The following is a 26,039-nucleotide window of genomic DNA, read 5'->3' as shown; positions in this document are numbered from 1 at the left end:
TTTGTTATATTATAACACTATTCATTTTATGGTGCTCTCTCCCCATGTCCCGTGTATTTCTTTTTTGTAGTTTGGCTTTATTCAGTGTGATGAGCTGGGCGCAAGGTCTCGTTGTTTCTACACAACCGATTTATTTAATCGCGAAGGATGTACTTAAGGGCGTAGAGCAGCCCAAACTACTGCTTGACCATCAATCTGGACATGATGTGAGCTTGACGCCTGCACACCGTAAAACCGTGCAAGATGCCAACTTGGTTTTATGGTTAGGCCATGCACACGAAGCACCTTTAGCAAAAATGTTGGATGAAAGTGGCAAAAGTATCGCTATTTTAGACTCAGGCATTATCAGTGCGTTGCCTTTGCGGGATGTTCGTGGCAATGCATTAAAAGGCACAATCGATACACATGTCTGGCTTGAACCAAACAATGCGGTTCGAATCGGCTTTTTTATTGCTGCTTTACGTTCACAACAGTTTCCAGAACATCGTGAAAAATATTGGGCTAATGCGCGTGCATTTGCGCAGAAACTCTTGATCACAGCCCAAAAAACAGATGTGTCGAGCCGTGCTCAGCCTTACTGGTCTTACCACGATGCCTATCAATATCTTGAGCGCTCACTGAATTTGAAATTTACCGGTGCGTTGACCGATGATCCACATGTCGCACCGACATTGGCACAAATCAAATACCTGAAAGACCATCGCGCGCAGCCAAAAATATGCTTACTTGCAGAAGCACATGCCAGCCAAAATCAGTATCAAAAGCTCGGTGGCATCGTCTTTCAGCCGGTGGACGAAACGATGAGTGGGGCAGGGGATTTTGTAACAGCATGGAAGATGTTGGCTGATGAAACCCTGAAATGCACACTAAATGCACGAAAGTAAAGTAAAAAATAAACAACTATTGATTAGTTTGAAAGCAGTTTGCCAATTTAAAAAAACACGACTAAGGTCGGGAAAAGATTGCAAGTTAAGGGGTGTAACTCTATAATGCCTGCGATTAAAAATAATCATCAGTTAAACTTGTCAAGCAGAATTGCTGTGAGTGAACAAAAATGAGTCGAACTAGTCGCATGATTGATCGACGATTAGCGAAAGCTTTAGTCATCTTACAAGCAGTAATGATTCCTGTTTCAGCCCTGATTGGTTGGGTCCTTAAAGACACAATCACAGCATATAGTGCAGCTTTGGGTGCGTTGGTATGTTGGCTAGCAAGTAGCTACTTTTCATGGCAGTCGTTTCGTGCGGCTGGTGCCCGTGCCTCTAAACAGGTGCTGTCAAACATGTATCGTGGCTTAATGGGCAAGTTTGCAATCGTGATTGTTGGATTCATTTTGATTTTGATCAATGTCAAGCCGTTGTCAGCGGTGGCATTGTTTTGTGGTTTTATGCTCGTACAAAGTATGTCGTGGGTCGCTCCTTTTTGGGCAACACGCTTAAAAAAACGAGTGTAAACACAACAAAAAATTGAAAAGTTTTTTGGAGAGTAACGAGATATCAGGCAGCACGCGATATTCGTTTTCTCTATTAGTTTTGACATTGACCAGGTGTGATTTATGGCTGCTGAAGAACATGCCCTTACTTCGACCGAGTACATTCAGCATCACTTGACTAACTTGACCTATGGCAAAATGCCAGATGGTACTTGGAAGTTAGCTGAGACTGCTAAAGAAGCTCAAGAGATGGGGTTCACTGCTATTCACTTGGATTCAATGGGTTGGTCTATTGGCCTTGGTATTGTTTTCTGTTTGTTGTTCTGGGTTGTAGCGAAAGCTGCAAACTCTGGTGTTCCGACCAAGTTCCAGTCTGCAATCGAAATGATTATCGAGTTCGTTGACTCAAGTGTCCGTGACACTTTCCATGGCAAATCGCGCTTAATCGCGCCGTTAGCATTGACCATCTTCGTGTGGATTTTCCTCATGAACTTGATGGACTTGATCCCTGTTGACTGGATTCCTTATACAGCTCAATTGATCGGTGCTAACGTGTTTGGTATGGATCCTCACCACGTTTACTTCAAAATCGTTCCATCTACTGATCCTAACATTACCTTAGGTATGGCATTATCAGTATTTGCGTTAACTATTTTCTATAGTATCCGTGAGAAAGGTCTTGTCGGATTCGGTGCAGAATTTGCACTTAACCCATTTAACCCAAGTAACCCAGTTTTAAAAGCATTACTTATTCCAGTAAACATTATTCTTGAATTAGTAACTTTTATTGCACGTCCAATCTCATTGGCTCTTCGACTGTTCGGTAACATGTATGCGGGTGAGTTGATCTTCATCTTGATCGCATTACTACCGTTCTGGATCCAGTGGGCGTTGTCTGTGCCTTGGGCGATCTTCCATATTCTTGTTATTACGTTACAAGCATTCATTTTCATGATGTTGACTATCGTATATATGAGTATGGCTAGCGAAAAGCATTAATGGTATTGCTCAACTGTCAAAGGGTGGTTGGGCACACAATTTTTTAACTTAATTTGGTATAAACCTAACCTCTGAGGAATTATCATGGAACTCACTTTAGGTCTAGTTGCAATTGCATCTGCTATCTTGATCGCTTTTGGTGCTTTAGGTACTGCGATTGGTTTTGGTCTTCTAGGCGGCCGTTTCTTAGAAGCTGTTGCTCGTCAACCAGAATTGGCTCCACAACTTCAAACTCGTATGTTCTTAATCGCAGGTCTTCTTGATGCTGTGCCTATGATCGGTGTTGGTATTGGCTTGTTCTTCATCTTCGCTAATCCATTTGTAGGTTAATCAGCTTAATTCCTAAATTAAACTATTGAGGAATAGCAATGAATATCAACCTCACATTGATTGGCCAAGCGATTGCATTTGCGATTTTTGTCGCATTCTGCATGAAGTTTGTATGGCCACCACTAATCAATGCGATTAGTGAGCGTCAGCGTAAAATCGCTGATGGCTTAAACGCTGCTGAAAAAGCAAAAGCTGACCTTGCGGATGCGCAAGCACAAGTGAAAGCTGAATTAGACGCGGCTAAAGCACAAGCGGCTCAATTGATCGAACAAGCGAACCGTCGTGGTGCGCAATTGGTAGAAGAAGCGCGTACTCAAGCTGCGGCTGAAGGTGAGCGTATTCGTCAACAAGCTAAAGAAGCTGTTGATACTGAAATCAATGCTGCTCGCGAAGAATTACGTCAACAAGTTGCTGCTCTTGCAGTTACTGGCGCAGAAAAAATTCTGAACCAGCAAGTTGACGCAGAAGCTCACAATGCCATGCTGACTCAGCTGGCTGCTAAACTTTAAGAGAGGCGGATTATGGCTGAACTCTTGACGTTGGCACGCCCATACGCTAAAGCAGCATTTGCTTACGCTTCTGAGCAAAATGCAACTGACGCTTGGTCAAATGCATTAAACTTGCTCAGTGCTGCGGTGCAAGACGAAGCATTTTCAGCTTATCTAAATCGCCCTGAGCTTACTCCTGCTGAGCAGGTAAGTGTTTTCGCAAAAGTTTTAGGTGAAGACCAGACTGCAGCAGTGTCAAACTTTTTGACATTGCTTGCTGATAATGACCGTCTGGCACTTCTTCCTGAAATTTCAGAAGAATACGAACAGCTCAAATCACAGAATAACAATACTGTGGATGTAGTGATTGAATCTGCATTCCCATTGACTTCTGTACAAGAACAATTACTTGCGCATGCATTAGAGAAAAAATTCGAAGCTGCCGTAAATGTTTCAGTAGAAGTTAACCCAGCGTTAATCGCGGGTGTAGTTATTCGTGCAGGCGACCAAGTGATAGATGATTCTGCGCTTAACAAGCTTGAAAAAATGCGGACTCGTCTTCTTGCTTAACAGCTCGAAGACTGAACTTTAAAAAGATTGAGGTATAGCGCAATGCAACAACTGAATCCATCCGAGATCAGTGCGCTCATTAAACAGCGTATCGGCGATCTGGACACCAGCGCGACCGCTAAGAACGAAGGGACCATTGTTATGGTTTCCGACGGTATTGTGCGCATTCACGGCCTTGCTGATGCAATGTACGGTGAAATGATCGAATTCGACGGCGGCTTATTTGGTATGGCACTGAACCTAGAACAGGATTCAGTGGGTGCCGTTGTCTTAGGTAACTACTTAAGCCTTCAAGAAGGTCAAAAAGCTCGTTGCACAGGTCGTGTATTAGAAGTTCCGGTTGGTCCAGAACTTTTAGGCCGTGTAGTAGATGCTCTTGGTAACCCAATTGATGGTAAAGGCCCTATTGACGCAAAACTTACTGATGCTGTTGAAAAAGTAGCACCAGGCGTAATTTGGCGTCAATCAGTGGATCAACCTGTACAAACTGGTTATAAATCAGTAGATACAATGATCCCTGTTGGTCGTGGTCAACGTGAGTTGATCATCGGTGACCGTCAAACTGGTAAAACAGCTATGGCGATCGATGCGATCATCGCTCAGAAAAATTCTGGCATTAAATGTGTATACGTAGCAATTGGTCAAAAACAATCGACTATCGCTAACGTTGTGCGCAAGCTAGAAGAAACTGGCGCTATGGCGTACACAACTGTTGTAGCAGCTGCTGCAGCTGATCCTGCAGCGATGCAGTATCTTGCTCCATATGCTGGATGTACAATGGGTGAGTACTTCCGTGACCGCGGTGAAGACGCGCTTATCATTTATGATGACTTGTCTAAACAAGCTGTTGCTTACCGTCAAATTTCATTGCTTTTACGTCGTCCACCAGGTCGTGAAGCATATCCTGGTGACGTATTCTATCTACACTCACGTTTACTTGAACGTGCTTCACGTGTATCTGCTGACTACGTTGAGAAATTCACTAATGGTGAAGTTAAAGGCCAAACTGGTTCATTAACTGCATTACCGATTATTGAAACTCAAGCCGGTGACGTATCTGCATTCGTACCTACAAACGTAATTTCGATTACTGACGGTCAGATCTTCTTAGAAACATCATTATTCAACGCAGGTATTCGTCCTGCTGTGAACGCGGGTATCTCTGTATCACGTGTTGGTGGTTCTGCTCAGACTAAGATCATCAAAAAATTGTCAGGTGGTATCCGTACCGCTCTTGCGCAATACCGTGAATTAGCTGCGTTTGCTCAGTTCGCTTCTGACCTTGACGAAGCAACTCGTAAACAGCTTGAACATGGTCAACGTGTAACTGAGCTTATGAAGCAAAAACAATATGCTCCATACTCAATTGCTGACCAAGCTGTTTCAATTTATGCATCTAACGAAGGCTACATGGCTGACGTAGAAGTGAAGAAAATCGTTGCATTTGATGCGGCATTGATCTCTTACTTCCGTTCAGAAAATGCTGCGTTAATGCAAAAAATTGACGAGACTGGTGCTTACGATAAAGAAATCGAAGCAGCAATCAAAGCAGGTATTGAAAGCTTTAAAGCGACTCAAACTTACTAAGATTCAACTGTGTTGAATCTGGTTTTGGTTTGGTTCACGGATCAACCTTCGGAAGCTCGAAAGGGCTTTCGAATACTAGGTTAAGCGTATGGCAAATTTAAAAGAAATTCGCGCCAAAGTAGCTAGTATCAAAAGCACGCAGAAAATTACTCGCGCGATGCAGATGGTAGCAGCTTCTAAGATGCGTCGTGCGCAAGAGCGCATGGCTCAAGGCCGTCCGTATGCCGAAAATATGCACCGTGTAATTGCTCATTTGGTACAAGCGAACCCTGAATACAAACACCGTTATATGGTTGAACGTCCTGTAAAGCGCGTTGGCTATATCATTGTTTCTTCAGATCGTGGCCTTGCTGGTGGTTTGAACATTAACTTGTTCAAAAAAGTGGTAAAACACGTACAACAGCAACAAGAGCAGTCAATTGAAGTTCAATTTGCTTTAATTGGTCAAAAAGCGGTTTCGTTTTTTAAAAACTACGGCGGTAAAGTTCTTGGTGCAACTACAAACGTAGGTGATGCTCCGAGTCTTGAACAGTTAACTGGTTCTGTACAGGTGATGTTAGACGCGTTTGATAAAGGCGAGTTAGATCGTATTTATCTAGTGTCAAACGGCTTTGTCAACGCCATGACTCAAAACCAAAAAATCGAACAGCTTGTTCCTTTAGCAGCTGCTGAGGAAAGCGAAGGTCTAAACCGTCAATACGGTTGGGACTATATCTATGAACCAGAAGCTGAAGAGCTTTTAAATGGTTTATTGGTTCGTTACATTGAGTCTATGGTTTATCAAGGTGTGATTGAAAACATCGCATGTGAACAGTCTGCTCGTATGGTTGCAATGAAAGCTGCAACTGATAACGCGGGTGAATTGATCAAGAGCCTACAACTTATTTATAACAAGCTGCGTCAAGCCGCGATTACTCAGGAAATCTCTGAGATCGTTGGTGGTGCCGCTGCCGTTTAACATTATTAGTTTGAATTGAGGAGACAGCAATGAGTAGCGGTCGTATCATTCAGATCATCGGCGCGGTTATCGACGTCGAGTTTGAACGTAACAGCGTTCCTAAGATCTATGACGCTCTCCATGTTGATGGTACTGAAACTACATTAGAAGTTCAGCAGCAACTTGGTGATGGCGTAGTTCGTACTATTGCAATGGGTTCTACTGAAGGCCTTAAGCGTGGTCTTACTGTAACTAACACTGGCGCGCCTATCTCTGTACCTGTAGGTACTGCATGTTTAGGTCGTATCATGGACGTTCTTGGTCGCCCTATCGACGAAGCTGGTCCTGTTGGTACTGAAGCTCGTTTACCAATTCACCGTCAAGCGCCTTCTTATGCAGAACAAGCGGCTTCTACTGACCTTTTAGAAACTGGTATTAAAGTAATTGACTTACTTTGCCCGTTCGCTAAAGGTGGTAAAGTTGGTCTGTTCGGTGGTGCCGGTGTTGGTAAAACTGTAAACATGATGGAGTTGATCAACAACATCGCGAAAGCTCACTCAGGTTTATCTGTGTTTGCTGGTGTTGGTGAACGTACTCGTGAAGGTAACGACTTCTATCACGAAATGAAAGACTCTAACGTTCTAGACAAAGTAGCAATGGTCTACGGTCAGATGAATGAGCCACCAGGTAACCGTTTACGCGTAGCGTTGACTGGTTTGACTATGGCTGAGTACTTCCGTGACGAAAAAGACGAAAACGGTAAAGGCCGTGACGTTCTATTGTTCGTCGACAACATCTATCGTTATACACTAGCGGGTACTGAAGTATCAGCACTTCTAGGTCGTATGCCATCTGCAGTAGGTTACCAACCGACTCTTGCAGAAGAGATGGGTGTTCTTCAAGAACGTATTACGTCTACTAAGTCTGGTTCTATTACGTCAATCCAAGCGGTATACGTACCTGCCGATGACTTAACAGATCCATCGCCTGCTACTACCTTCGCTCACTTGGACGCGACTGTTGTATTGAGCCGTGACATCGCATCTTCTGGTATTTACCCAGCGATCGATCCACTTGACTCTACTTCACGTCAGTTAGATCCACTTGTAGTGGGTACTGAGCATTACGAAATCGCTCGTTCAGTTCAAAACGTTCTTCAACGTTACAAAGAATTGAAAGACATTATCGCAATTCTTGGTATGGACGAATTGGCAGAAGAAGACAAACTTACTGTATACCGTGCACGTAAGATCCAACGTTTCTTCTCTCAACCGTTCCACGTAGCTGAAGTGTTTACTGGTGCTCCTGGTAAACTTGTACCGCTTAAAGAAACAATTCGTGGCTTTAAAGGTCTTCTAGCTGGTGAATACGACCACATTCCAGAACAAGCGTTCTACATGGTTGGTGGTATTGACGAAGTGATTGCTAAAGCTGAGAAACTTTAATTAGTTACCTAATTTAGGAGATTCTCATGTCAACTATGCAATGTGACGTTGTAAGTGTTAAAGAGTCTTTGTACTCTGGCACTGTAACTATGCTAATTGCTAAAGGTGCTGGTGGTGAGTTGGGTATTATGCCTGGCCATGCGCCACTAGTAACTTTGCTCAAGCCGGGCGCAATCCGCGTTCTGCTTGAAAATGGTACAGAAGAATTAATCTATGTATCAGGTGGTGTACTAGAAGTTCAACCGCACGTTGTTACTGTACTTGCAGATACTGCAGTACGTGCTGACAACCTTGATGAAGCAGCAATTATTGAAGCTCGTAAACAAGCTGAACAATTGTTAGCAAATCAAAAGAGCGACTTGGACTCAGCTGCTGCTTTGGCTGCTCTTGCAGAAACTGCTGCTCAGTTGGAAACCATCCGCAAAATCAAAAACCGCGCTCAATAAGACGCTGTTCGAGATTGAAAGAGCCACCCGAAAGGGTGGTTTTTTTACCCTAAATTATTTGAAATTGATCAATCTAAAGTTGAATATATTTTATTCAATACAAACTTTATAGTGATTAAATTCAATCAGCTAGCATTGCACCATGAACCTTATTGCCTATGAGCCGCATTTTTGGGAGCTTTATCAAGACTTTGATCAATATTACTTGAGCATTGCAGTTGATCTTAGTTCTGTCGTGTCATGTTGGGATGTTGAACTCACCCATGAAGAAGTCCAGCAATATGAACACCGTGGGCGCGTGAGTATTCAAGAACTGGCAAAATCGATGGTCGCTGCTGCCTATAAAGGTGATTTTGCTTCATTAGAAAGTCGTTTGGTGAAACCATATGAGCGTCAGGCCATGCAATCGGCTTTTAAAAAATGGCAAGATAGCCAAAAAGCAGGTTAATGCTCGTTATTCATGCATGGGTAAAATTGAAAACTCACCGTGACTGATAATTTTAATTTTAAAAATTTGATCAAAGCCTTCATCCTGTGACGGAACTTGAAGCTTTCGATAGGTTGCACGCACGCCAACTTCTGGAATATGGGCTTTACCTTCACGAAAACTGTTGCGCTTTAAGGTGCTGTCCAAATCGGTTTCAAAATAATAAGCAATAACTTCAAACCCAGCATCAACTGCACGTTGGATATAGCGAGCACGAGCTTCCCGATTTGGGTTGGTATTATCAATCACCATTTTTGTTTTGGATGCCAAACCTGCTTCAAAGATCATATTTTCCCGATGTCGGGTTTTCAACATATCCAAATTAATACGTAAATGGCTATGATATAAATTCAACATGTAAAAGGTTGATTTGCCAGAGGCTTGAACGCCTGTAAAAATAATCAGCTGCATGGTGTCTGCAATGAAAGCATGGAATGAATAATAGGGTATTAAATCAGCAACGCAGTTTTGCTACAATCGCTGCAAAATAAATAAGAACAAGTTACAAAGGTCTGTATGCTCAAATTTTTTACCAGTTTATCGCTGTGTCTTTGTTGTGGTTTGCTCCTTGCATGCCAAAGCCAATACGTGACGACACCCAATCTTCCGACTGAAGCTGCACTTGTCGCTGAATCGGTTGATAATGGCATCAGTACGGAGCTTGAGATCCCATATTTGACTGCCTTTCGAAATCTGCGACAAGCCTATAATCACTGTATTGCGTTTACTGCGAACAATCGCTACGTCTATACCGACAATCGTTTAGAAGAGCATTTGGAGCAGGGGACTTTAATGGCACGGACTGAACATGGGGCGTATTTGCATAAAATGTTGGTCGAAAGTTTAGATCCACAGACGACACGTATTACCTTATTTTTGCCGAAGCAATATACCTTTGCCCAAGCACGTTTTAAACAAGATGTTCAGCGCGCACTTGGACAAGATAAAAACTGTAATACCTATGAATTTGCTCAATCCAACTAATTGAACTTTAAGACGCTTGTGAGTTTTCCTGCTCTGGGTGCTCTACACGTTTACCGCCCTCATAACTGGCAAATCGAGCTTGATCACGTTTGAAGACCGGTGCTGGTGTCGGCCAAGGCCAATCGCCAAAATGGGTCTCACGATAGCGTTTAAACGCGGCATCGAGTTCTTGAGTGGTATTGAGCACAAATGGACCGCGCATCGCCACGGGTTCATTAATCGGTTCACCTTCTAACCACAGAATCCGTGCTTCTAATCCGCCTGCTTTGAGATGGACGTCGGCATCTGATTGGAGTTCAACCAAATGCTTCATCTGAATGGTTTGACCTTCTATTTCTAATGTATTGCCCTGATAAAAATAAGCAAAACGGTTTGAGCTACTTGTTGTTGCGGGAATCACCAACTCTGCACCTGCTTGCATGGTGATTAAATAAATATTGACCTTATTTTCTGCGGCAGCCGCCCATGAGTGTGTCGGTCGGGAAATGGCATCGGTGGATTTGAACTGCCCTGAAATCACGCGAATATCCGATTTTTTTCCTTCACTATCGGTTTCAAAGACGTGAGGAATCTCTTCACGCCAAAACATTTTATAGTCGGCATCATGGGTTTTCTGTTCAGCCGATGAATTAAACCAAATTTGGAAAAGTTCAAAAGGATTGGCTTTATCTTCATGCAGTAGGGGGAACATTTCACAGTGTTCAACGCCATTGCCTGTGGACAGTCATTGCACATCACCAGCAGCATAGCGTCCGCCATTGCCTAATGAATCGAAATGATCGACATAGCCTTGTTCGACCAAGGTAATGGTTTCAAAGCCAGTATGTGGATGCTTTGGAAAACCTGGAACCACATCGCCATAGTACATATTGAATTCATCTTTCTCGGCGGCTGTTTTTGGCCCCATGTCTGTATTCGCAGCAGGAAAATGATCAATATTATGGGCAGTAAATAAGAAAGGATCTTTTAAATCTAAACGAAAGGTAATGGGTGTAATGTTATAAATCACAGCGTTTGACATAACTGTTCCATCATTGGCTTTATTATTAAGCATTAATCTAAAAGGAAAAACAGTCGTGTTCTATAGCGGAACTGTACGAAAAAAGCGTTAGCTCAAGGTCTAACGCTTTTTTGATTTAAAACAGGTGGAATGCAATGGAAATGCTAGATTTCGCTATTTATTCAGTTTCAGTGGGTGCAGTAGATGAGCTTTTTCCAGCTTGATCTTGGATCAACATACCTGCCAATTTCAGCATTTCAGCTTGAATATTGCCCATTTGATTTTGAATTTTCTGAAAATCAACTTTGCTTAAATCGACTTGTCCATTGAGAAAAGGTGAGGCCAATACTTGCTGATTCGCTGCCTGTAAATTGCTGCGAATATCATTAATTTCAGTGCTTTTTAGATTTAAATCATTCAAAGCTTGATTGAAACCTTTGAGCTGCTGTTGCAGCTGGGTTGCCGCTTTTTGCAATTGGAGATGATCTTGGTTGCTGACTGCGGCTTCTAAATCGACCTGCGTTTGTTTGAGTTGTTCAACATAATTGCCGGCTTTAAGTTGCATATCCGCAACATCGCGAACGATATAAAACATATTGCCGCTTTTTAATTGGCTTTGATCTGTCGCCTGACTTTGTGTCGCAGATTGATCTTCGTTTGTTGATGTTGTTGCAGGGCGATCATTTTCTGCTGCGATTTCTTGTTCCTGTTGCGGTGCTGTGGCAGGTTCACAGCCAATCAGCACCAAAACACCACTAAAAATGGCAAAAGGGAGAAGGGCATTCTGCACTAGCTTTTTCATTCAATCATCACTATGTGTTAAGTCTATGCTTTGAATATAGGGGCAGAATGTGGATTAAAAATAGATTGTTGCAAAGCAATAACAAAATAATCGCTTGAACAAAAAAAAGAGGGCATTTGCCCTCTTTTGATGTTTTGGTGGGTTTAACCCGCAATGATTTTGATAATGGCGTGGCTGACGGCATTCATTAAAATGTAGTCGCCATTCACTTTAATCCATTGCTGGTTTTTGCCTGGTTTAGACAATTTTTTGTATTTGGTGTGGTCTACTTTGTAGCTATGACCATGGTATTCAGAAGGTACTTTTTGTCCAGAACGCCAATCATGTGAAGGATTTACCGCTTTTTTCTTGTTCTGGCTTTGGTTTTTTACCGGTGTGTTTTGTTTAGTGTGCTGTTGAGCTTTCGTATTTTGGTTATGCGCAGGTGCATGTTGTTGGCTATTTTGCGGTGCAGCCATTGCTGGAGCAGCAACAAGTGCTGTCGAAATAGATAAAACGATAGCTTTCATTAATGTATTCATAAGTTCACCTGTTTACTGCTGAATGTGATTTGATAAGACTCATCATAAGGAGTATTTACAGGGAAACTTTGAACGATGTGTATGTGAAATATTAAAATAATGAATAAATTATGTAAATTATCATTATGTGATAATTAATAGCTATTATAACGATATTTTAAAATGATCAATCTCAGTTAAAATCACAATAATCTTAACTGAGAGATTGAGATATTGGCGAATTATTTGGCTAATTCAGCATTAATGGCATCGACAATACGTGCATCATCTGCCTTGATGTCAGGTGCAAATCGAGCCACAACTTCACCTTGTTTATTCACGAGGAATTTTTCAAAGTTCCAGAGCACTTCAGGCTTTGGATTTGGTGTTAAACCGTATTCAACTAAATCATCCCACCATGGGCCTTCACCAATGCGTTCAGGAATGGCTTGGGTTAAGGTTTGATAAAGTGGGTGTTTATCCGCGCCTGCAACAGAAATTTTTGCAAAAAGTGGGAAATCAACCTTGTAGTTGATTGAGCAAAATTCTTGAATTTCAGCTTCAGAACCAGGTTCTTGTTCTAAAAAGTTATTGGCAGGAAAACCTAAGACTTCAAAACCTTGTGATTTCTTCTCTGTATAGAGTTTTTCTAGGCCTTCATATTGCGGTGTTAGCCCACATTTAGAGGCCACATTGACCAATAATAAAACCTTGCCTTGGTATTGATTGAGTGTGGTGTCATCACCTTGGATGGTTTTTACCGGGATATCGTAAACTGAAGCTGACATATTCGTTCCTAATTAAAGTTGTGCCTTTCATCCTTGTTTTAAAGGGAAATCTGGTGAACAGCAAGCTTTTATCGATAGGCTTTTCGCATAATTTTTGTAGTGGTTTGCAGAATTCGAGCTGATGCTTGCTTGAGTGCTTGAGTGCTTGAGTGCTTGAGTGCTTGAGTGCTTGAGTGCTTGAGTGCTTGAGTGCTTGAGTGCTTGAGTGCTTGAGTGCTTGAGTGCTTGAGTGCTTGACGTTTAACTAGTGGCGCGGTGTTGGTTTGGGGTTTTTCCTGTATAGCGTTTAAAAAACTCAATAAAGCTTGAGCTGTGTTGATAGCCCAATTCATAGCTGAGAGCTTTAATTGACTGACCAGCGCGGAGCTGTTGAATGGCATAAATAATTTTTGCACGGTTTCTCCATTCAGAAAGGCTCATTTGCAGTTCGTTATGACTCAGCCGCAGTAACTGACGCTCACTCAAAGCAACATTGGATAAGCATCGCTGTAGGCTCAAGCTAAAATGATCTACATCTGCGAGCTGCGCCAAGATCGGCTTTAACACTGCATCATGGCTTTGCGGTAAATAATGTTGATGTTTGGGCGCTGCTTTTAACTGGTCGAATAAGACCTGTAGCAGGTGTCGATAGGGTGGTGTGGTATGTTGCTCTGTAGAAAAGGTCAAAATTTCTTGCACCAACAAACGAAAGAAAGGCTGGATGCTAAACACTTCAGTCTGCTTGGGGAAATCTATGCAGAGATCTGCTGCCAGTCGGACTGCCACATAATGAATAGGTTGCTCATCAATCGCGACCGAGCAATGTTCTGTATGTGGGGGAATCCACACCCCATAACTGGCAGGTGAGAGATGGTGTTGTCCTTGTATCTCATACTCGAAAATACCATCGAGACAAAAATTAAAATCACCCCACAGACAACTGTGCGGATAGACCGCATCTAATGTGGTGTAGTGCGCTTCAAAAAGCTCGATCTGTTGTTCAATCGGTGCTGATGCCATATAAGTCTAAGAGTCGATGTCTGAACTACAATATAAATGTCTGAAATCATGTATTTCAATTAAAACAGACATCACTCAAAATACCTAGACCAATATTTGCACAATATCTTGAGGAGTCAGACATGTTGCTTCAAACGCGTTGGGCGAAATTTGCAATTTGTTTGCCTCTAATCGCAGTATTTATATGGTCGTTAAATATTACCGTCACCCGCTATGTGACTGATTATATTTCACCAGTCAGTATCAGTTTTTATCGATGGTTTATTGCATTTTTGATCCTGACCCCATTTATGCTCAAAACCGTTTGGCAGCAAAGACAGCTTATCGGGCAGCATTGGCAGCAATTGGCTGTGCTGAGTGCGTTTGGCATGGTGTTATATCAAGGCTTGGGTTATACCGCTGCGCATTATACGACTGCGACCAATATGGGCATCATCAATGCCTTTATCCCTGTGTTTACGATTGCCGTTGCATTTTTCTTAATTAAAGATGTGCCCAACCGCTATGCCATCCTAGGCTGTGCGATTTCATTTACGGGGCTATTGTTTGTCATTGCGCAAGGAGATTTCAGTCAATTACTGAATATGGGCGGACATTTCGGCGATATCCTCATGATTTTCGCAGTGTTCTTTTATGCCTTTTATGGGGTGTTTTTAAAAAAATGGCAATTGAAACTTCCGCTACTGTTGAGCTTATATGTACAAATTTTCTTTGCCGTTTTATATCACTTGCCATTCGTATTGTATTTAGGCATAGACGCGATTAATCCTGCCAATGCGCCAAGTGTATTTTATGCGGCAATTTTTCCATCATTGATTGCACCGTTGGTATGGATGTTGGCTGTACAACATCTCGGCCCGAATCGCACCAGTATTTTTATGAATTTGATGCCGGTATTTACCGCGATTATTGCCTATTTCTGGTTGGCTGAGCAGTGGATGTTTTATCATAGTGTCGGCACAGTGATGGCGATTACTGGGGTGATCTTGGCGCAGCGTAAGTAAATCCAGTAAAAAGTTGAAAATTTATGAGAAGTGTTGATTAAAAAACAAGCAAACAAACTTGTTTTTTTATAGGGTAAATCTTTTGAAAATGGATTTTTGAGTGTAAAACTGAATTAAAAAAACAGATGCTCGTCTTAAAAATCAATCAAAAATAGGCACATATTTTGACTAAGTGGTTATAAAATCACAAATAAAGTGCTTATCAGTAGTTTTATTTATATAAAAAATCTATTTGTTAAATTTAAAAAAATATTACATAATACTTTCATCGTAAATGATGAAGTAGTTCTTAATAATTACTTAATATTTACCCAGAGATTGCAAGACCCTCTGGATGTGATTTTATACACATCCTTTTTTATGCTCAGCCATTCCTATATGGCTGAGCTTTTTTTTGTCTGTATTTCCCCGAAAGGCAGGTGTAGACAGGCATCCGAGCTTATGCGCGGATGATTTCACCTGTTTCAGCATCAATAATTTTACTTGGTTCTTGGCTTAGGCCGAGATCACCATTTAAATAATTGAGTTCATTGGCAAAATACTGATTGGCTTCTTGTAAGGAACGTGCAGGGGTTAATCCTGCAGGATTGGCACTGGTAGACACAATAAAGCCATTAAAAGCTTGGCATAAAGCCACACATAAAGAGTGGGTAGTCACACGGACTGCGACTTTTGGATGATTGCCTTTAATCCATGTTGGAATATGGTCGCCAGCCGGTAATAACCATGTGGTTGCACGTTCATTGGGTTTACGGTTGGTCCAGGTCGCAATGACTTGCTGACGCATATCTTCTGTTAAGCCTTGAAGCAGGTGTTCAACTTGAGCGACATTGGCAGCCAATAAAATCACGCCTTTTTCAATGGGACGTTGTTTTAGGCGCAAAATTTCGAGAAAGGCTTGCTCATTGTAGGGATCACAGCCCAATCCCCAAACAGCCTCTGTAGGATATGCGAGAACCTGACCTTTTTTAAGACAGGAAGCTGCTTCTGCAACAGAGGTGGTAATCATTTCTATAGACCTTATCTGATTCGACAAAGGACTATTGTGAACCTAATTTACCCATTCGACAACGTAGGTAGTGTCCGGCTTGTTGTGTGGCATAGCCCATTAACTCTAATTCCATCAGTTGACTGGTTAATGTCGCGGTATCAATTTTGAGTTGAATGGACAATTGATCAAGGCTTTGGCCGACCCAATCAAGCTGCCGATACAATGCAACTAAATGGTCCGGTATGGGTTCGGGTGGAGGTGTGTCCGATGTTGCTGTTTTTGGTGTGGCTATTTCGGTGGTTGTTAAGGTTTCGGCAGCCTGTGATTGCCACTGTGTGGCTAGTGCCAAGTCTTCAATAACCTGTTGTGGATGATCAATCAAAATTGCACCTTCGCGTATGAGTTGATGGCAACCTTGATGTGACTCACTATAAATATGGCCTGGGATGGCAAAAATAGATTTGCCTTGTTCGGCAGCGCGTTGAGCTGTGATCAGTGAGCCACTTTTTAATGCCGCCTCCGCCACGATGACACCAAGACTGAGCCCACTGACGATACGATTTCGATGTGGAAAATGGTGTTGCAATGGGGGAGTGTGTGGAAGAAACTCACTGATTACGGTTCCCCCATGTTGGATGATTTCTTGTCTTAAACGCTGATGTGCGGTCGGATAAGTTTGATCTAAACCTGTACCCATCACGGCAATGGTTCTGTGGTGTTGTATGGCAGCGCGATGTGCCGCTTCATCAATTCCTTGTGCTAAACCGCTATTGATGTAGAACCCTTGCTCACTTAGATAATAAGCAAAATCATAAGCAATTTGCCGACCTTGGGGACTAGGTTTGCGGCTACCAACAATCGCAATTTGGGGTTGCATCAAGGCTTGGGCATTACCTTGCCCAAATAGAATGGGCGGCTTGTCGCTATAAGGTAAAAGCTGTTGAGGATAGTTCAGGTCTTCAGGAATCAGTACAAAGTCACTGTATTGTTGAATATCCTTGAGACATTTTTCAAAGCTAAGCTGTCCACTTGGACTATGAAATTCTTCAAAGCGCTGTAAATGATTTTTATGCAGTCCTAATTTTTGCCATGTGGTGATTTGATCAGGCTTAAGGGCGTGGTGTAGGGCAGGATAGTGCTGCTGAATTTTATAGAAACTACGAAGTGAGTGTTGCACCACAAACCACAGGCGAATGTAATCTAAATGCAAGTCAGTCAATGAGTTGAGCATAATGAGACCTTTGAATCTGTCTTCTTTTTATGGTTTAAAATGATCAGTGATATCGTTGTTGGATAATAAAAAATGAGGCTGAAATACAGCCTCATTTTTATGGATTTGGTCTTAGTCATCCATCAGTGGTGGCTGAATCGTTGCACCTACTTTGATTGGTAATTCGCTTTCAAGTACATAAGCATAGCTTAGGTTATCAAACGTTTTGAATACCATAATGTTACCAATACGTTGTCCTGGAAGTTGAACACGTTCTTTGGTTTTTGGATCAGTCACGATTTCACCTTTTTGGTTCACGCTAAAGACTTGACCAGATTGAACGCCTTGCAAGCTACCACGGTCGATCGTCACAACACTGTGAACCGCTGCAGTACCAATCGAGCCCATAACACGAACTACACTACCGCCAGCAGTGACATTTTCTGCATTGGTTGGATAGAACAGTGTTGGCAGCATTGGGTCATATTCAGGAAGAACACGATCGCCACGACGAACTTCAGCATTATAAGTATCGGTTAGTTCTAAAGTGGTAATGTCATTTTCACCACGAACGGCAACACCTGAAGCGACTTGAGTCAGTTCTAAACCTGCGTTGTATTTTTTGCCGTTTGCATCGGTAAAGATGTACGGTTCGCCTTCACGGTAAACAGCATATCGTTGACCGACTTGCATGCCTTGGCCGCGAGCATAAACTGTTTGGCCTTTGGCTGCCAATACACGTTGATCAGCTGTACCTAAAATGTAAGGTGTGCCTTCAACAGAATCAGCGGCAACAATCATGCTGCGCTCAAGCCATTGCTTAATATATTCTAATGGGATAACCGGAATCGCACTGTTGAGGGATTCAACACGAACTTGTGGTTGAAGTTTAGTGCCACCTGTATAGCGACGAATAATACCTTCACAGCCATCACCTTCATCCTTACCGATGATTGGGCGGCCATTGTAGGTACACATTAATAGGCGGTCACCTGGGAAAATCCAGTGCGGATTTTTCACGTGTTTATTGCTCGCCCAGATTTCAGGCCAGCGCACGGGATTTTTTAAGAAACGCTTGGAAATATCCCACAACGTATCGCCTTTTTTCACCACATAAACTTGAGGGGCACCTGCCTTCAATGACGGTGGATTGACGTTACGAGCAGGGGCAGCTTCTGCAACACTGACCATTCCCATCCCCACACTTACACAGACTGTAAGTGCCAATAATTGTTTTTTAAACCCCAAGGCACTAAAAGTTGGCATGCCCTTCAAAACCTTTTTCATTATCATAATTCCTAAAATTATGTATGTAACTGCGTTATAATAACGATATTACACACAATTTTTTGATGAAGCATTCCTTCATTTTGTTTTTTGATCAATGGCATAAGTGAGGACGTCGTATGGCCTTATTACCTATTTTAAGTTTCCCCGATCCCCGTCTTCGTACCATTGCAAAACCAGTCGAAGAAGTTACTGATGAAATTCGTCAGTTAGCAGCCGACATGTTTGAAACTATGTATGAAGCACCGGGAATTGGCCTGGCAGCAACACAGGTAGATCACCATATTCAGCTGATAGTCATGGATTTATCTGAAGAAAAAGATCAACCCATGGTGTTTATTAACCCCAAAATTACGCCATTGACGCAAGAGACGCAGCCCTATGAAGAAGGCTGTTTATCAGTGCCTCAAATATACGATAAAGTTGAGCGCCCGTCACGTGTAAAAATTCAGGCAATTAACCTTGAAGGTCAATCATTTGAAGTGGAAGCGGACGGACTTCTCGCAGTTTGTATCCAACATGAAATGGATCACTTAAATGGTAAGTTATTCGTCGACTATCTATCGCCTTTGAAACGTCAACGTGCACGTGACAAAGTGGAAAAGTTGGTTCGCCAACGTCAAAAAGATAAAGTCGCAGTTAAACGTTAATTGATCGCGGTTAAAAAATACCTGAGACAAGCCCAATTTCGATTGGGCTTTGTTATACTTGCGTCAGACAAATGTTAGGGTTTGCCTGTATTGTTTCGTAGTGGAGTGCTGCTGTCCTTTGCAGCCGTTTTTTTGCAGATTGCTGTTTTTTTACAGCCATTGTTGCCCAAGCAATATCAAGTTGCTCCGGTCTGCGAAACCATTACGCGTGCACTTTTACTTCCCAATGTTCATGCTGAACATACCGCACATTCACACCATTCATCTTCCGCTCACGCTGAGCAGGTTCAAGTCGATCATACTGCCCATGAACATGATACCAGTCATCAATGTCAGTATTGTACGGTCTATGGCAATTTGGTTTTGCCCCCTGAACTTGATGTGAAAGAAGTGCTTGATCGAATTCAAGTTCGTTTAATTGCTTTTCAAAAAGCTTTCAAGCATGTCTGGTTTGTTCTTCAACAACTCTTTTTACTTCCGCAAGGTCGAGCCCCGCCACTCGCTGCATAAATCCGACGTTTTTTAAACTTGGGTCTTTGAGGACTCAGGTACGCCTTTATTTATGTATTTTGTGAGATAAACATGGCTCAGCCTAAATTTTTTCTACAGCCTCTTGCGGCTGCAATTTGTGTTGCCTGCTATTCAACTACGGTGATGGCTGACGAGATGTCAGTAGAGATGACGGAAACCAATGCCGTTCAGACTTTGGCACCGATTGTGGTGACGTCACATCAGGGGAATGATGCCAATGGCCTGATTGTTCGTGCCAACCCCAAACAGCCGATTCAACCGATACCTGCCAGTGATGGGGCCGATTATTTAAAAAGCATTGTGGGGTTTAGTGCCATTAAAAATGGGGGAACCAATGCAGATCCAACCTTCCGTGGCATGTTTGGTTCACGCATTAAAATTTTGACCGATGGCACAGAAAATCTCGGGGCGTGTCCGAGTCGTATGGATGCACCAACGTCTTATATTTCCCCTGAAAGTTATGACCGAATTTCAGTGATTAAAGGCCCTCAAACGGTTCAATATGCCAATACAGGTTCTGCTGCAACAGTCTTGTTTGAACGAAAACCTGAACAATTCGATGCTGATAAAAACTACCGTGGTCAAGCCAGTGTGATGATCGGTTCTTATGGTCGTTTAGATCATAATATCGAAGCGGCTGTGGGCGATGAACATAAATATGTCCGTCTAAATGCCAGCCGTTCTGTTGCAGACAGCTACCAAGATGGAGATGGTAATGCTGTGCCGTCAGACTGGGAGCGCTGGAATACAGATTTGGCACTCGGTTGGACGCCAAATGAAGATACATGGGTAGAACTTACTGGAGGTAAAGCTGATGGTGAGGCGGTATACGCAGGCCGTTCAATGGATGGTTCGCAATTTGCCCGTGAAAGCTTAGGCCTTCGTGTCGAGAAAAAGAATGTCACAGAGGTGATTAAAAAAATCGAAGCACAGGTCAACTATAGTTATAACGACCATATCATGGACAACTTTAGTTTGCGTGAGCCACCTTTAGCTGAAATGACCCATCATGGTATGACTATGCTAATGCCGAATCCAATGGCGATGCAGGTTACACGTCGTACATTAAATGCACGTATGGCGGTAATGCATGAATGGGATAAGCTGCAGTTCATTACTGGACTGGATACGCAGAATAATAAACATGCCGGCAGCATGACGTCGAAAATGATGCCTTCGATGAATAAGCCCTTAACGCAAGATATGGCATTTCAGTCATATGGTGGTTTTGGAGAAGTCAGTTATCAATTGAGTGACAACAATAAGTTGGTTTCGGGACTTCGTCTCGATCAAGTGCAAGTGAAAGATGAGCGGGCAGCTTCGAAAGCGAGTGGCTATAACACGAAGCTGAATGAAACATTGCCAAGTGCTTTTATTCGTTTTGAAAATAAGCACCCTGAACATGACAATGGTAAAACCTATATCGGTCTAGGCTATGTAGAGCGCATGCCAGATTATTGGGAATTATTCAGCCCAAGATCAGGAAATGGTCATAACAATACATTCAATCATATTGATACAGAAAAAACGCTTCAGTTAGATATGGGTTATCAACATGAACATGGCGCTTTGAATTCCTGGGTATCGGCTTATGCAGGTTTAGTGAGAGATTATATTTTAACAAGTTATAAGTCTGGATCAGGAATGATGAAGGGTATGGAAGCACATAGCCGAAATGTGGATGCCACCATTGCGGGAGCTGAAGCAGGGATTGGCTATCAATTTAGCGATCATATTCAAGCCGATGTCAGCGCAATGTATGCGTGGGGTAAAAACACCACAGATGGCAAGCCATTACCACAAATCTCACCGTTAGAAGCACGTATCAACTTACGTTATATCCAAGATAATTATACTTTGGGAGCATTCTGGCGTGTGGTTGATGGGCAAAATCGTATCAGTGCGCACCAAGGCAATATCGTGGGTTATGACCTGAAAGAAAGTGCAGGATTTGGCACACTGTCTTTAAATGGTACTTATCATATTGATGAGGGTGTAGATGTATCTGTGGGTGTGGATAATCTCTTGAATAAAACTTATACCGAACATCTAAATAAACTGGGTGATGCAGGGACAGGTTTAGCGACTGATCAACAGTTTAATAATATCGGTCGCAATTATTGGGCACGTATTTCGATGAAATTCTAAGTCCTGACATTTGTCATCCAAAAAGCAGAGCGATCGCTCTGCTTTTTTTTATTGGTGCATACTGGCCAGTTGTTTGGCCTTACTTTGATACAGTGCTAAACCGAGTTTTTGAATCGCACGGCCTTTTTGCTGTAATTTTTGATTTAAACTTGGGACATGCTTAGCGCCTGAATACAGGACAAGATTTCTAGCCAATAAATAATAGGCAAACCATGCGGCGGACTGTGGTTTGAGCCCTAATTTATGCATGCGTTTTTTGCCAATAAAAAATTGTGTCAGCTCCAGATGTTGTCGATAAGCCAGTTTTTGCTGAAGTGCTCGGAGGTATTTGTACTGTCGTTCAAAAGGTTCTTTAGAGAGACTGGCGCCGAGAGCCATACTGCTTGCATCAGATTGAGGATGTACAAATTGCATCCAATACAACAGTTTCCAACCATCAGATTCTTTTTCAATTAACCATTTGTCATCAATACCCATCAACCAACCCACATAACGCCAAAAGTGCAAAAAGCTTTCAGTCTCTTGTTTTGATGGAAAAATCCCTAAAGCGCGAATGCCCAAAAGTACCACACTGCTAAAGGCAAGATTGGTCATCGCCAAGTCAAATTGATTCATCGGCACCCCCCACGTTGCAAAATCCCAGTCTTTACCTTTTTGGAGTTGATGCCGTACCACAGCATGAATAAAACGCACATAAATCGTCGATGTAAATCCCGCATACAAACGTTCGAGTCCGCGTTCTTCAGTGATATCTACCCACCATTTGGTAGTTTCAGCCAGCCGTGTACCGGCTTGTTTATTTAAAGCACCGGTCAGCATGAGCGGTTGATTGAAACCGGGGAAGAGATAACCCACCATGAGTGAAAGATCTCGCAATATAAAGCCATTGTTAATCCCGAGGCGATGGGTGAATTCAAGGGCTTGCTGTATTTGTTCTGGCTCTAGCCACGGCGGTGTTTGTTCAATATGCTTAAAAAAATGTTCGAGTTCAGGAATAGGAAAGGGGAGCTGCTCGACACCTTTAAATAAGGCGATTTCAAAATATTCACGATGCTGTTTAGGGTTCTGCATCATCCACGTGAGCACTTTTTCCATCTGTGGATCACCACATTGCAAGGCTTTATTGAGGGCAAGATATTGAGCGTAATTTGGCTGTGCAGCCTGACCCGTCAAATGAGACAACAGAAAACTCAGTAGATTAGATTGCTGCGTGGCCTGAAATGAAGCCAGTCGGGTATTGAAGTGAGTGGTCATGTTTTGATCTTCAATGTTATTGTTGCATACCACACTAATATGAATATTTATTCGCATTCAATTCGCATAACACTATCGCATTGGAGAGCAATAGAATGAGAAAAAGACCACAACAACAACGCGCGAAAATGATTGTGGAAAGCATTTTGCAAGCAGCGCAGTTGTGTATTGCAGAACAAGGTTTACTGGAGCTGACGACGCCCAAAATTGCGGAAAAATCTGGTGTGAGCGTTGGATCGATTTATCAATATTTTGAAAATAAAGAACAAATCGTAGAAGAGTTACTGCTCAGAAAATCAGAACAATTGGGGTTAGCACTAAAAAATATAGTCGTGGAGCAAGAGCAGCACAGTATTTATGAGGTGATCCCACTTTGTATTCAGTTTGGCTTTGATATGTTGAAAGCTGATCGTGGCTTCTTCATTGAGATCTTAAAACATTGGCATCAATACAGTCATTCAGATGCCTCTCAGGTTTTGGAAAAGCATTTTTTTGAAGTTGGGATGTATTTATTTAATCGTTATTATTCACATTGGAACTTTGAAACGCTGAAACATCGCTCTTTTGTGATTATTAACAGTACTTTATTTACCATGATGCGCTATGTGAGCAATAATAGTTTTTTAATTACAGAACAGCAGCTTAAAGTGGAATTGTCGAAGATGATTTTGGCGTATTTAGATAGTGAATAACACTGAAAAAATTAAAGTTGTCGATTAAAGAATCTATTTAATTCAGATCTAAGATATGTGAAGATAGATTAATAATAAATCAATAACTTAATATAATAAATCAGGAACATCATGATGGTTTCTTTGAGCTTGCAGCAATTGTCCAAATCTTTTGCGGGAAAATGTATATTTTCAAATCTAAATTTAGAGTTAAACGAATTCGGAATTGTCGCTGTTGTTGCTGAGAATGGAGTAGGGAAGTCCACCTTACTTGCGATGATTGCTGGGATGCTGGATTTCGATGCAGGCAATATTTTGATTAATGATCAGCCATATGCCCCTCATAACAATGAATACAAGAAACTTGTGGCCTATGTGCCAGATAAAAGCCCTATTTATGATTTTTTACAAGGGCAGGAGTTTCTGAATTTAATGTGTGATATTCAGGGATAGCGCATGAACAGTATCAAATATTCATTGAAAAATTTAAATTAGAACACTATTTAGCCACGCCATTTGCTGACATGTCTTTTGGCACAACCAAAAAGTTTTTATTGGTTGCAGCCTTAATGACTTCGGCACCATTACTGATTTTAGATGAACCGAGCAATGGCTTAGATCAAAACGCCTTGGCTGAATTAACAAGCATACTTTTACAGCAGAGCCAATCAAAATTGATTCTATTGTCTTGCCATGATCCTGTATTTAGAGACAGTCTTGCAGCAAAAATCATCGAGCTAGATAGGTTAAAGTCCAATGAGCAGGCGGCATGAATATACAAAGACATGTTGGGCAGCGAACAATCATAAAAACGCTTTTGAAATATCGATGGATATTTTATGTCAAGACCACAGCAGACGCAGTTGCACGGCAAAAGCATTTACTTATTTTAGTCACATTAATTCTCGGGCCAATGCTATTCGGACTGCTCTTATCTTTAGTGCAGCCCATTATTGATTTGGTTTATTGCAAATCGTTAATCACGAATCTGTTTCTTTGGACAGGCTTTCTTGCCTTAAATGTATTTTGGTGTGCGATACAGCGTAAAGCTTTGAGCGGTGGAGAAGGGTATCGCTATCTAGCGCTATTGCCAATCACGCTCAAAAGTCGCTTTGCAGTGGAAATCAAATTTTTAGGCAGTTTAAGCTTTTTGCTGATACTGCCATTTATTTTAGCGCTTCTATATGTTTGGGTTGAGTATGAATTTTTGCCTTCCATTGGTATTAGTGTATTGATGCTTCTTTGGATCTTTAATTTATTAATCATACAAATGCTGTTTTTACAACAGAATCAATATTTCGGTTTAGTCTGTCTTTTGACATATTTGCCCATTTTGAGCCTAGCGATATTGGACGCTCAACTCGTTGCGCTGTTGTTATCTACTTTCATCTGTATAGCGGCAATAAAATTCTGGTTGCTTGGTAGAAAATCAAAACCAATAAAGCTGCAAGTACCTAGCGTATTTGTGATACAGAAATTTAGCCCACTCTGGCTCAATCAAAATAAACTCATTATTCGTCAGGCATTTCATAAAAGATTTCTAACCCATCGTATTGTCAGTATTGGTATTTCGGTTACTGCGGTCGTGATTTTGTATTGGTTCGCCACACAGGTGGATACTTGGAACATCATGAGCCTTGATTTCACTGCTTCACAATTATTCCAATTGATGTGTGCCGTCTATATTGCACTGAGTTTATTCAATCTAGGCGTGATAAAAATGGACCTAAAATCAAATTTTGAATGTGCAGAACAATTCTGGATCATTCAAGGGTTCACACTTTGGCAGCTCAGGAAATACGAATACTGTGTTTTATTGATGATTGGCTTAATGATGAGTGTGCCAGTTTGGCTGTGGCTACTGCTGAAAGGTGGATTCGTTGATGTGCTATTAATGGCGACATTATTTGGTATCGCCATTCCATTTATTCAGTGGTTGTATAGAAAGCCTGAAGAAGTGCACGGTGTTATGCCAGTTTTAATGCTTATCTTATGGGTGCCTGTGGCGTATTGCATGCTTTCTGTACGTTAAAAACACTTTTTTAAGTAAAAAACGCTGATTTAGTAGAATAAATAAACAAACGTAATGAAAAACTAAAAATAAATGGAAAAGGGTGTTGCAACGAATGTGAAATACTGTAGAATGCACATCCATCGGCGGTGATGAAGATTAAAACTTCTGATAAAACAATGACTTGGTTGAATTGATTAAGTTGGGTTTTAGAAAGAAAGTTTAAAAATAATTTGAATTACTGGTTGACTCTTTAGAAATAAAGAGTAATATAGCCGACCTAGCTTGCTGGTGACGAACCAACAAGAAGATCATTAAGAGATTATGAAGAACAACTTGTGTGGATTTTTACTGATTGATCGATCGAAATTATTTTCATTGATTGATGGTAGAAATTACTCGAAGTTTATTTGAGCAAATTTTTGTCAGTAATTGATGAGCCAAGATTGGTACACTATATGTACTATTGATTTTAAACTGAAGAGTTT

Annotated in this window: 29 protein-coding genes and 1 pseudogene; 20 read left to right on the top strand and 10 right to left on the bottom strand. The window is 41.7% G+C overall.

Going from position 1 to position 26,039, the window contains the following annotated elements; all coding sequences use genetic code 11:
• The first annotated feature begins 44 nt into the window (after window positions 1-44).
• From FTT88_RS12820 to FTT88_RS12770, 11 genes are all read left to right on the top strand, one after another.
• Window positions 45-884 carry a metal ABC transporter solute-binding protein, Zn/Mn family gene (locus FTT88_RS12820; RefSeq protein WP_180022172.1) on the top strand — a complete coding sequence of 280 codons (840 nt, stop codon included), beginning with the start codon at window positions 45-47 and terminating at the stop codon, window positions 882-884.
• Between the two features lie 170 nt (window positions 885-1,054).
• Window positions 1,055-1,453 carry an ATP synthase subunit I gene (locus FTT88_RS12815; RefSeq protein WP_078194025.1) on the top strand — a complete coding sequence of 133 codons (399 nt, stop codon included), beginning with the start codon at window positions 1,055-1,057 and terminating at the stop codon, window positions 1,451-1,453.
• A gap of 102 nt (window positions 1,454-1,555) precedes the next feature.
• A complete protein-coding gene (atpB, locus tag FTT88_RS12810; protein ID WP_078191478.1) occupies window positions 1,556-2,431 on the top strand; it encodes a F0F1 ATP synthase subunit A in 876 nt (291 codons plus the stop codon).
• 84 nt (window positions 2,432-2,515) lie between these two features.
• Window positions 2,516-2,761, top strand: coding sequence for a F0F1 ATP synthase subunit C (atpE, locus tag FTT88_RS12805; RefSeq protein ID WP_000424060.1), 246 nt, complete (start codon window positions 2,516-2,518; stop codon window positions 2,759-2,761).
• Between the two features lie 38 nt (window positions 2,762-2,799).
• Window positions 2,800-3,270 (top strand): F0F1 ATP synthase subunit B, encoded by a 471-nt coding sequence (locus FTT88_RS12800; RefSeq protein WP_078191477.1) that lies wholly within the window; start codon window positions 2,800-2,802, stop codon window positions 3,268-3,270.
• 12 nt (window positions 3,271-3,282) lie between these two features.
• Window positions 3,283-3,819, top strand: a complete 537-nt coding sequence (locus FTT88_RS12795) for a F0F1 ATP synthase subunit delta (RefSeq protein ID WP_078191476.1) — start codon at window positions 3,283-3,285, stop codon at window positions 3,817-3,819.
• Between the two features lie 42 nt (window positions 3,820-3,861).
• Window positions 3,862-5,406 (top strand): F0F1 ATP synthase subunit alpha, encoded by a 1,545-nt coding sequence (gene atpA / locus FTT88_RS12790; protein WP_078191475.1) that lies wholly within the window; start codon window positions 3,862-3,864, stop codon window positions 5,404-5,406.
• Window positions 5,407-5,494: 88 nt separating this feature from the next.
• Complete coding sequence (gene atpG, locus FTT88_RS12785; RefSeq protein ID WP_078191474.1) at window positions 5,495-6,364, top strand: F0F1 ATP synthase subunit gamma; 870 nt, start codon at window positions 5,495-5,497, stop codon at window positions 6,362-6,364.
• 29 nt (window positions 6,365-6,393) lie between these two features.
• Window positions 6,394-7,788, top strand: coding sequence for a F0F1 ATP synthase subunit beta (atpD, locus tag FTT88_RS12780; RefSeq protein WP_078191473.1), 1,395 nt, complete (start codon window positions 6,394-6,396; stop codon window positions 7,786-7,788).
• 26 nt (window positions 7,789-7,814) lie between these two features.
• Entirely contained in the window at window positions 7,815-8,234 is a 420-nt protein-coding gene (locus tag FTT88_RS12775; protein WP_078191472.1) for a F0F1 ATP synthase subunit epsilon, read from the top strand.
• Between the two features lie 142 nt (window positions 8,235-8,376).
• A complete protein-coding gene (locus FTT88_RS12770; protein WP_168378803.1) occupies window positions 8,377-8,682 on the top strand; it encodes a hypothetical protein in 306 nt (101 codons plus the stop codon).
• Between the two features lie 6 nt (window positions 8,683-8,688).
• On the opposite strand, the gene FTT88_RS12765 is transcribed toward FTT88_RS12770, so the two are convergent.
• Complete coding sequence (locus FTT88_RS12765; protein ID WP_180035139.1) at window positions 8,689-9,132, bottom strand: AAA family ATPase; 444 nt, start codon at window positions 9,130-9,132, stop codon at window positions 8,689-8,691.
• 105 nt (window positions 9,133-9,237) lie between these two features.
• On the opposite strand from FTT88_RS12765, the gene FTT88_RS12760 reads away from it, so the two are divergent.
• On the top strand, window positions 9,238-9,705 hold the full coding sequence (locus FTT88_RS12760) for a hypothetical protein (RefSeq protein WP_180035140.1): 468 nt from the start codon (window positions 9,238-9,240) through the stop codon (window positions 9,703-9,705).
• Between the two features lie 7 nt (window positions 9,706-9,712).
• Here FTT88_RS12760 and FTT88_RS12755 read toward each other — a convergent pair.
• The 5 genes and pseudogenes from FTT88_RS12755 to FTT88_RS12735 form a co-directional block, all read right to left on the bottom strand.
• Window positions 9,713-10,726, bottom strand: a pseudogene (locus FTT88_RS12755) (pirin family protein).
• Window positions 10,727-10,883: 157 nt separating this feature from the next.
• Window positions 10,884-11,507 carry a hypothetical protein gene (locus FTT88_RS12750; RefSeq protein ID WP_180005336.1) on the bottom strand — a complete coding sequence of 208 codons (624 nt, stop codon included), beginning with the start codon at window positions 11,505-11,507 and terminating at the stop codon, window positions 10,884-10,886.
• Window positions 11,508-11,650: 143 nt separating this feature from the next.
• Window positions 11,651-12,028, bottom strand: a complete 378-nt coding sequence (locus FTT88_RS12745) for an RcnB family protein (protein ID WP_180173988.1) — start codon at window positions 12,026-12,028, stop codon at window positions 11,651-11,653.
• A gap of 221 nt (window positions 12,029-12,249) precedes the next feature.
• Window positions 12,250-12,795: a glutathione peroxidase gene (locus FTT88_RS12740; protein WP_111885877.1), complete on the bottom strand. Its 546-nt coding sequence runs from the start codon at window positions 12,793-12,795 to the stop codon at window positions 12,250-12,252.
• A gap of 240 nt (window positions 12,796-13,035) precedes the next feature.
• Window positions 13,036-13,794 (bottom strand): helix-turn-helix transcriptional regulator, encoded by a 759-nt coding sequence (locus FTT88_RS12735; protein WP_180173987.1) that lies wholly within the window; start codon window positions 13,792-13,794, stop codon window positions 13,036-13,038.
• Between the two features lie 122 nt (window positions 13,795-13,916).
• Between FTT88_RS12735 and FTT88_RS12730 the strand changes: the two genes are divergently transcribed.
• The gene (locus FTT88_RS12730; RefSeq protein WP_180063289.1) at window positions 13,917-14,798 is read left to right on the top strand and encodes a DMT family transporter; all 882 of its coding nucleotides are present in this window, start codon (window positions 13,917-13,919) and stop codon (window positions 14,796-14,798) included.
• Between the two features lie 439 nt (window positions 14,799-15,237).
• Here FTT88_RS12730 and FTT88_RS12725 read toward each other — a convergent pair whose 3' ends face one another.
• The 3 genes from FTT88_RS12725 to FTT88_RS12715 all read right to left on the bottom strand — a co-directional run bounded on the left by FTT88_RS12725 (window position 15,238) and on the right by FTT88_RS12715 (window position 18,286).
• Window positions 15,238-15,807, bottom strand: coding sequence for an L-threonylcarbamoyladenylate synthase (locus tag FTT88_RS12725; protein WP_111885874.1), 570 nt, complete (start codon window positions 15,805-15,807; stop codon window positions 15,238-15,240).
• Between the two features lie 31 nt (window positions 15,808-15,838).
• Window positions 15,839-17,020, bottom strand: a complete 1,182-nt coding sequence (gene dprA / locus FTT88_RS12720; protein ID WP_180173986.1) for a DNA-processing protein DprA — start codon at window positions 17,018-17,020, stop codon at window positions 15,839-15,841.
• 111 nt (window positions 17,021-17,131) lie between these two features.
• On the bottom strand, window positions 17,132-18,286 hold the full coding sequence (locus FTT88_RS12715; protein ID WP_180022161.1) for a LysM peptidoglycan-binding domain-containing protein: 1,155 nt from the start codon (window positions 18,284-18,286) through the stop codon (window positions 17,132-17,134).
• 119 nt (window positions 18,287-18,405) lie between these two features.
• Here FTT88_RS12715 and def point away from each other — a divergent pair, with 119 nt between their 5' ends.
• From def to FTT88_RS12700, 3 genes are all read left to right on the top strand, one after another.
• Window positions 18,406-18,936: a peptide deformylase gene (def, locus tag FTT88_RS12710; protein WP_078191459.1), complete on the top strand. Its 531-nt coding sequence runs from the start codon at window positions 18,406-18,408 to the stop codon at window positions 18,934-18,936.
• Window positions 18,937-19,026: 90 nt separating this feature from the next.
• Window positions 19,027-19,446, top strand: coding sequence for a DUF2946 family protein (locus FTT88_RS12705; protein WP_180051310.1), 420 nt, complete (start codon window positions 19,027-19,029; stop codon window positions 19,444-19,446).
• A 72-nt stretch (window positions 19,447-19,518) separates the two neighbouring features.
• Window positions 19,519-21,615, top strand: a complete 2,097-nt coding sequence (locus tag FTT88_RS12700; protein WP_180173985.1) for a TonB-dependent copper receptor — start codon at window positions 19,519-19,521, stop codon at window positions 21,613-21,615.
• 48 nt (window positions 21,616-21,663) lie between these two features.
• Here the strand turns inward: FTT88_RS12700 and FTT88_RS12695 are convergent, their stop codons facing one another.
• On the bottom strand, window positions 21,664-22,869 hold the full coding sequence (locus FTT88_RS12695) for an oxygenase MpaB family protein (protein WP_180173984.1): 1,206 nt from the start codon (window positions 22,867-22,869) through the stop codon (window positions 21,664-21,666).
• Window positions 22,870-22,964: 95 nt separating this feature from the next.
• Here FTT88_RS12695 and FTT88_RS12690 point away from each other — a divergent pair, with 95 nt between their 5' ends.
• The 4 genes from FTT88_RS12690 to FTT88_RS12675 all read left to right on the top strand — a co-directional run bounded on the left by FTT88_RS12690 (window position 22,965) and on the right by FTT88_RS12675 (window position 25,572).
• Window positions 22,965-23,561: a TetR/AcrR family transcriptional regulator gene (locus FTT88_RS12690; protein WP_078194008.1), complete on the top strand. Its 597-nt coding sequence runs from the start codon at window positions 22,965-22,967 to the stop codon at window positions 23,559-23,561.
• A gap of 111 nt (window positions 23,562-23,672) precedes the next feature.
• Entirely contained in the window at window positions 23,673-23,993 is a 321-nt protein-coding gene (locus FTT88_RS12685) for an ATP-binding cassette domain-containing protein (protein ID WP_180173983.1), read from the top strand.
• A complete protein-coding gene (locus tag FTT88_RS12680) occupies window positions 23,990-24,313 on the top strand; it encodes an AAA family ATPase (RefSeq protein WP_180105988.1) in 324 nt (107 codons plus the stop codon). Before FTT88_RS12685 ends, FTT88_RS12680 begins: the two co-directional genes overlap by 4 nt.
• The gene (locus tag FTT88_RS12675; RefSeq protein WP_180173982.1) at window positions 24,310-25,572 is read left to right on the top strand and encodes a hypothetical protein; all 1,263 of its coding nucleotides are present in this window, start codon (window positions 24,310-24,312) and stop codon (window positions 25,570-25,572) included. The genes FTT88_RS12680 and FTT88_RS12675 overlap by 4 nt, the downstream gene beginning before the upstream one ends.
• The last annotated feature ends 467 nt before the right edge of the window (window positions 25,573-26,039 follow it).

Origin of the sequence: Acinetobacter sp. YH01024, assembly GCF_013420195.1 — a bacterium.
Lineage (GTDB): Bacteria > Pseudomonadota > Gammaproteobacteria > Pseudomonadales > Moraxellaceae > Acinetobacter > Acinetobacter amyesii.
This window is presented reverse-complemented; position numbering and strand designations above follow the sequence as displayed.

Coding starts and splice junctions, on each gene's coding strand:
- FTT88_RS12725 (WP_111885874.1), bottom strand. CDS start 15,807: ATGATTACCACCTCTGTTGCAGAAGCAGCTTCCTGTCTTAAAAAAGGT.
- FTT88_RS12685 (WP_180173983.1), top strand. CDS start 23,673: ATGATGGTTTCTTTGAGCTTGCAGCAATTGTCCAAATCTTTTGCGGGA.
- FTT88_RS12735 (WP_180173987.1), bottom strand. CDS start 13,794: ATGGCATCAGCACCGATTGAACAACAGATCGAGCTTTTTGAAGCGCAC.
- atpG (WP_078191474.1), top strand. CDS start 5,495: ATGGCAAATTTAAAAGAAATTCGCGCCAAAGTAGCTAGTATCAAAAGC.
- FTT88_RS12795 (WP_078191476.1), top strand. CDS start 3,283: ATGGCTGAACTCTTGACGTTGGCACGCCCATACGCTAAAGCAGCATTT.
- FTT88_RS12800 (WP_078191477.1), top strand. CDS start 2,800: ATGAATATCAACCTCACATTGATTGGCCAAGCGATTGCATTTGCGATT.
- FTT88_RS12760 (WP_180035140.1), top strand. CDS start 9,238: ATGCTCAAATTTTTTACCAGTTTATCGCTGTGTCTTTGTTGTGGTTTG.
- FTT88_RS12770 (WP_168378803.1), top strand. CDS start 8,377: ATGAACCTTATTGCCTATGAGCCGCATTTTTGGGAGCTTTATCAAGAC.
- FTT88_RS12730 (WP_180063289.1), top strand. CDS start 13,917: ATGTTGCTTCAAACGCGTTGGGCGAAATTTGCAATTTGTTTGCCTCTA.
- FTT88_RS12740 (WP_111885877.1), bottom strand. CDS start 12,795: ATGTCAGCTTCAGTTTACGATATCCCGGTAAAAACCATCCAAGGTGAT.
- atpB (WP_078191478.1), top strand. CDS start 1,556: ATGGCTGCTGAAGAACATGCCCTTACTTCGACCGAGTACATTCAGCAT.
- FTT88_RS12700 (WP_180173985.1), top strand. CDS start 19,519: ATGGCTCAGCCTAAATTTTTTCTACAGCCTCTTGCGGCTGCAATTTGT.
- FTT88_RS12695 (WP_180173984.1), bottom strand. CDS start 22,869: ATGACCACTCACTTCAATACCCGACTGGCTTCATTTCAGGCCACGCAG.
- FTT88_RS12820 (WP_180022172.1), top strand. CDS start 45: ATGTCCCGTGTATTTCTTTTTTGTAGTTTGGCTTTATTCAGTGTGATG.
- dprA (WP_180173986.1), bottom strand. CDS start 17,020: ATGCTCAACTCATTGACTGACTTGCATTTAGATTACATTCGCCTGTGG.
- atpE (WP_000424060.1), top strand. CDS start 2,516: ATGGAACTCACTTTAGGTCTAGTTGCAATTGCATCTGCTATCTTGATC.
- FTT88_RS12675 (WP_180173982.1), top strand. CDS start 24,310: ATGAATATACAAAGACATGTTGGGCAGCGAACAATCATAAAAACGCTT.
- atpA (WP_078191475.1), top strand. CDS start 3,862: ATGCAACAACTGAATCCATCCGAGATCAGTGCGCTCATTAAACAGCGT.
- FTT88_RS12690 (WP_078194008.1), top strand. CDS start 22,965: ATGAGAAAAAGACCACAACAACAACGCGCGAAAATGATTGTGGAAAGC.
- FTT88_RS12750 (WP_180005336.1), bottom strand. CDS start 11,507: ATGAAAAAGCTAGTGCAGAATGCCCTTCTCCCTTTTGCCATTTTTAGT.
- atpD (WP_078191473.1), top strand. CDS start 6,394: ATGAGTAGCGGTCGTATCATTCAGATCATCGGCGCGGTTATCGACGTC.
- FTT88_RS12745 (WP_180173988.1), bottom strand. CDS start 12,028: ATGAATACATTAATGAAAGCTATCGTTTTATCTATTTCGACAGCACTT.
- def (WP_078191459.1), top strand. CDS start 18,406: ATGGCCTTATTACCTATTTTAAGTTTCCCCGATCCCCGTCTTCGTACC.
- FTT88_RS12715 (WP_180022161.1), bottom strand. CDS start 18,286: ATGAAAAAGGTTTTGAAGGGCATGCCAACTTTTAGTGCCTTGGGGTTT.
- FTT88_RS12775 (WP_078191472.1), top strand. CDS start 7,815: ATGTCAACTATGCAATGTGACGTTGTAAGTGTTAAAGAGTCTTTGTAC.
- FTT88_RS12765 (WP_180035139.1), bottom strand. CDS start 9,132: ATGCAGCTGATTATTTTTACAGGCGTTCAAGCCTCTGGCAAATCAACC.
- FTT88_RS12815 (WP_078194025.1), top strand. CDS start 1,055: ATGAGTCGAACTAGTCGCATGATTGATCGACGATTAGCGAAAGCTTTA.